This is a genomic window from Streptococcus sp. GMD1S, from assembly GCF_000296875.1.
Lineage (GTDB): Bacteria > Bacillota > Bacilli > Lactobacillales > Streptococcaceae > Streptococcus.
The window spans coordinates 1-4,780 of the sequence record NZ_AJQY01000452.1 but is presented as its reverse complement, the minus strand read 5'-3'; the positions used below and the strand labels follow the sequence as shown (position 1 = coordinate 4,780).

Sequence of the window (4,780 nt, the reverse complement as noted above, 5' to 3'; positions counted from 1 at the left end):
ATCCATGATATAATAGAAGAAAATGGAGGATAGAAAATGTCTAAAGTAAGATTGTACTTAGTCCGTCATGGGAAAACCATGTTTAACACGATTGGACGTGCTCAAGGATGGAGTGATACGCCTCTAACTGCAGAAGGTGAGTTGGGAATTCATGAGTTGGGAATTGGCTTGAGAGAGTCTGGTTTGCAGTTTGACCGAGCTTATTCCAGTGATTCAGGGCGTACCATTCAGACCATGGGAATTATCCTAGAAGAACTGGGTTTACAAGGGAAAATCCCTTACCGCATGGATAAGCGAATCCGTGAGTGGTGCTTTGGTAGTTTTGATGGGGCCTATGATGGAGACCTCTTTATGGGGGTCATTCCTCGTGTTTTCAAGGTGGATCATGTTCATCAGTTATCCTATGCAGAGCTAGCTGAAGGTTTGGTAGAGGTTGATACTGCTGGTTGGGCTGAAGGTTGGGAAAAACTTAGTGGCCGAATTAGAGAAGGTTTTGAAACGATTGCCAAAGAAATGGAAGAACAAGGTGGTGGCAATGCCTTGGTTGTTAGCCACGGGATGACCATTGGTACGATGGTTTATCTCATTAATGGCATGCATCCGCATGGTCTAGATAATGGTAGTGTGACCATTCTAGAATACGAGAACGGTCAGTTTACTGTTGAAATCGTCGGTGACCGTAGCTATCGGGAACTGGGACGTGAGAAGATGGAAGAAAATTCTATTTAATCAGTAAATACGTTCATCAGAACTTCGGGTCATGTATTGTGATAAGAGATTAGAAAAACAGCCTAGGATCATCCTTTCGGCTGTTTTTGATAGGGAAAAATTAGAGTGTAATGTTATTGCTTTTAGAGATTTTCATGAATAATAGTAAGGAAGCGACTGTTAGGATAGATAAAATCGTGGATAAAGCTGCGGCTACACCATAATTTCCTCTGAGAACCTCTGTATAGATTGCTACGGTCATAGTTTTTGTTTTGGAATTATATAGCAGGATAGAAGTAGAGAGTTCTGAAATCATTGTTACCCATGATAGAATAGATCCAGAAATAATACCGGGTAACATCATTGGAACAGTGATTTTACTGAAAGTATTGAGACGGCTACTTCCTAAACTCTCAGCGGCTTCTTCAATGCTAGGTGTTATTTGTTGCAAGCTAGCAACAGATGAGCGGATTGTATAAGGGAGTCTTCGGACAGATAAGGAGATAATCAATATAAAGGCTGTTCCTGTAATCATCAGAAATCCGCTTCCAAAAAGACCAGTATTGAATGAAGAAATGAAGGCAATACCTAGAACAGTTCCTGGCACAATATAAGGTACCATACTAAGGCTATCAATTAAGTTTGTAAACAAATTTCGTTTTCTAACAGCTAGGTAGGAGATAACCGTTGCAAATAAAACAACAAGAATTAAAGCAATCAAAGGAATGCGAATCGTATTAAAAATAGCAGATCCCATACGATTGAAGGCAATTTTGTAACTATTTAGAGAATAGCCTTTGACAAATACCATACCTGATGTTTTTAGGAAAGAGGTATAAATCAAGTAGACTTGAGGTAGAACAGAGAACAAGATAATTCCGTAGACTGTTGCATAAATAGCAGCCATTTTTCCTTTTGTAGTTTTTTTCGGCTCAATTGGATGGAGCGAATTCATGCTGAAACTATAGCGATTTGAAATATATTTTTGGATGAGGAAGATTGTTAAAGCAATGATAATCGCCATGATTGCTAAAGCAGATGCAAATGCAGAATTTCCGCCAACCTCACTAATGAATTGATTATAAATTAAAACAGGGAAAGTCCGATATCCTTCACCAATTAACATAGGAGTTCCGAAGTCGGAGAATGCTCTCATAAATACAAGTAGCGTAGCAGCAAGTAAAGTTGGAACTAAAAGAGGCAAAACAACTGTTACCATACGTTTGAATCCGATTACCCCCATACTTTCAGCGGCTTCAAGAAGGGAATGGTCAATCCTTTTCATTGCTCCAGCCACGTATAGAAAAACTAATGGGAATAGCTGAAGTGTAAACACAAGTACAATTCCTTTGAAGCCATAAATATCAAAAGCAGGCAAATGGAGTGTGTTGGTTAGAAATTTTGTAATAACTCCGTTTCTACCAAGAAGTAGAATCCAAGAATAGGCACCTACAAAGGGAGCTGACATGGATGCTATGATAATCAATATCTGTAAAAATTTCTTTCCTTTGAAGTCATATATAGAAAAGAGGTAAGCTAATAAAGTCCCTAAAACTAGGGAAGTTACAGTAGAAGTAATGGAGACGTTAAAACTGTTTACTAGTGTCTCAGAGTAATAGGATTTACTAAAGAAATCTTCAAAATTAGCGAGTGAGAATTGACCTTCATGTATGAGTGCTTGCTTGAGTACAATAATAATTGGATAAACAAGAAAAATAAGATAGGTAAGAAAGATGAAGAATGAGGAGGCTGTCCAAATATTTAGTTTTTTACCTTTCATAGCCAACTCCTGTAATAAGATTTTGGGAACCATCTGCAGAAAAGACATTTAACTTTTGAGTATTGATTCGTAGACGAATTCGATCCCCTTTTTGAAGATCTTCTTCAAAAGTTGATTCTTCGCTGACCTGTATTTTTGAAGAAAATGCAGTCTCTACAAAATATTCAGTGGTGAGTCCAAGATAAACACTATCGGAAATGATTCCTTCAATATCTCCAGATTCATCTTTGATAAACTCTTCGGGACGGATACTCACAAGAACAGCTTGTTCCTTAGCTTGATCAAGAGCTGGCATAGGGAGGGCATAGCCATCTGAGAAGACGATATAAGCACTGTCGCTCTTTTTTTGTAGTTTGGCTGGGATGAGATTTGTGCGTCCAATAAAGGTTGCCACAAACTCATTAGCTGGTTTATGATAGAGTTCTTTTGGTCGTCCGACTTGTTGGATGATCCCATCTTTCATAACGGCAATCTGGTCTGAAATAGCCATCGCTTCTTCTTGATCGTGGGTCACATATACAGTTGTAATTCCCACTTCGTGTTGAATTTCTCGAATAACTTGGCGCATATCTAAGCGAAGTTTCGCATCCAGGTTACTAAGTGGCTCGTCCATGAGGAGAACACTTGGATTAACAGCTAATGCACGTGCTAAGGCGACACGTTGTTGTTGTCCACCACTGAGTTTATCGGGCTTTCGATCTGCGTATTGATTAATTTGCATTAGTTCCAGATATTTATTAGTTTGTTGAACTAATTCATCTTTTGGAACCTTTTTTTGTTTAAGACCAAAAGCAACATTATCTCGGACAGTCAAATGTGGGAAAATAGCGTAGTTTTGGAAAACCATGCCGATGTTGCGTTTGCTGGGTTCTATATTATTTATTTTAGTATCATCGAAGTAAAATTCTCCGCCTTCAATACTGTTGAAGCCTGCAATCATTCGAAGAAGGGTCGTTTTTCCACAACCTGAAGGTCCAAGAATGGTGAAAAGACTTCCTTTTGGAATCGTAACGTTTAAATTCTCAATGACAGGAATGTCGTGGTAGATTTTTTTTGCGTTAATAATTTTGATCTCACTCATAGTGAACCTCTTTTACTGTTTCGATTGAATATTAGTGAAAATATCATTGTACTTTTTAAGAATAGCTGATTTATTTTGGATGACATAATCTGAATCTTCAGTAGCGATATTGATTTCTGTCATTGCTTTCATATTTTTATTGATTTTAGCATTTTTTCGAATGGGTCTAATGGTTGTTTCAGTTCCTAGTTTATCCTGAATGTCTTGAGAAAGAAGGAAATCGATAAATTTTTTAGCGTTTTCCATGTGTTTGGCATTTTTGATAATAGCTGCGTTACCAGGCAAAAAGACGGTTCCTTCTTTTGGATAAATGACTTTTACATCAACGCCATCGTTTAAGAGTTTCAATGCAGGATCTTCATAGGTGAGTCCGACAGCCATTTCTCCGTCAGCGACTGATTTGTAGACATTTGAAGAACTAGAAGCAATTTTCCCATCTACTAAGCTAAATAGATTTTTCACATATGTCCAAGCTTGCTCATTTTCATAGCCCCCTTGATCCACAAGCATGTTTGTTAATTGAGCAAAGGCACTAGAAGAATTACTTGGATCAGCAGTAGCGATTTTTCCTTTTAATTTGGGATTGAGTAAATCATTGTAGCCTTCAATTTTAATGTCTTTTGTAAGAGCTGAATTGGCAATGATGACACTGACGTCAAGTGTATAAGGGGTGTAGAATCCGGTTTTATTTTGATATTCAGGGATAATGTGGTCGTTTTCTTGGGAAGTATACGGCTCAAAGAGCTTTTCGTTAGAAGAGAAGAGTGCGTAGGAACCTCCGAAAATGACATCGGCTACAGGAGCTTCTTTCTCAGCCTCAGCTTTCTTGAATAATTCACCAGTACTAGCTTGGACTAAATCAACCTTGATACCATATTTTTCTTCGAAAGCTGGGATTGTTTCTTCAATAAGATCTTCAGGGTTAGGCGAATAAACAACTAAAGTCTTATCCGTATCATTTTCAATGCTAGTTTCAGCTTCTGTTGTTGAAGAACATCCTGACAAAAGTAGAAATATCCAGCTGAAATAGAGAAGTGATAGTGTTTTTTTCATAATTTTTCTCCTTTTTTACGAACATTATTCTCTGTTTGTTTACCTAATGTTTTCAATTACAGAGTTCTACATCATATAATAAAAACCTTAAAGAAATCTAAAACGAGAAATATGAGTTAAAGAAGTTAGGGGAAGTAGCTACAAGAGACAAATAATCA

General features: G+C 37.6%; 4 protein-coding genes. 1 reads left to right on the top strand and 3 read right to left on the bottom strand.

Annotated elements, in window-relative coordinates; translation table 11 throughout:
* Positions 1-36 precede the first annotated feature (36 nt).
* Positions 37-729, top strand: coding sequence for a histidine phosphatase family protein (locus GMD1S_RS11175; protein ID WP_000049290.1), 693 nt, complete (start codon positions 37-39; stop codon positions 727-729).
* 100 nt (positions 730-829) lie between these two features.
* On the opposite strand, the gene GMD1S_RS11170 is transcribed toward GMD1S_RS11175, so the two are convergent.
* Genes GMD1S_RS11170 through GMD1S_RS11160 form a run of 3 tightly spaced genes read right to left on the bottom strand, consistent with a single transcriptional unit; the run spans position 830 to position 4,622 of the window.
* Complete coding sequence (locus tag GMD1S_RS11170; RefSeq protein ID WP_000676642.1) at positions 830-2,488, bottom strand: ABC transporter permease; 1,659 nt, start codon at positions 2,486-2,488, stop codon at positions 830-832.
* Positions 2,478-3,569: an ABC transporter ATP-binding protein gene (locus tag GMD1S_RS11165; RefSeq protein ID WP_001289677.1), complete on the bottom strand. Its 1,092-nt coding sequence runs from the start codon at positions 3,567-3,569 to the stop codon at positions 2,478-2,480. The genes GMD1S_RS11170 and GMD1S_RS11165 overlap by 11 nt, the downstream gene beginning before the upstream one ends.
* 12 nt (positions 3,570-3,581) lie before the next feature.
* Positions 3,582-4,622, bottom strand: a complete 1,041-nt coding sequence (locus GMD1S_RS11160) for an ABC transporter substrate-binding protein (protein WP_000753272.1) — start codon at positions 4,620-4,622, stop codon at positions 3,582-3,584.
* Positions 4,623-4,780 lie beyond the last annotated feature (158 nt).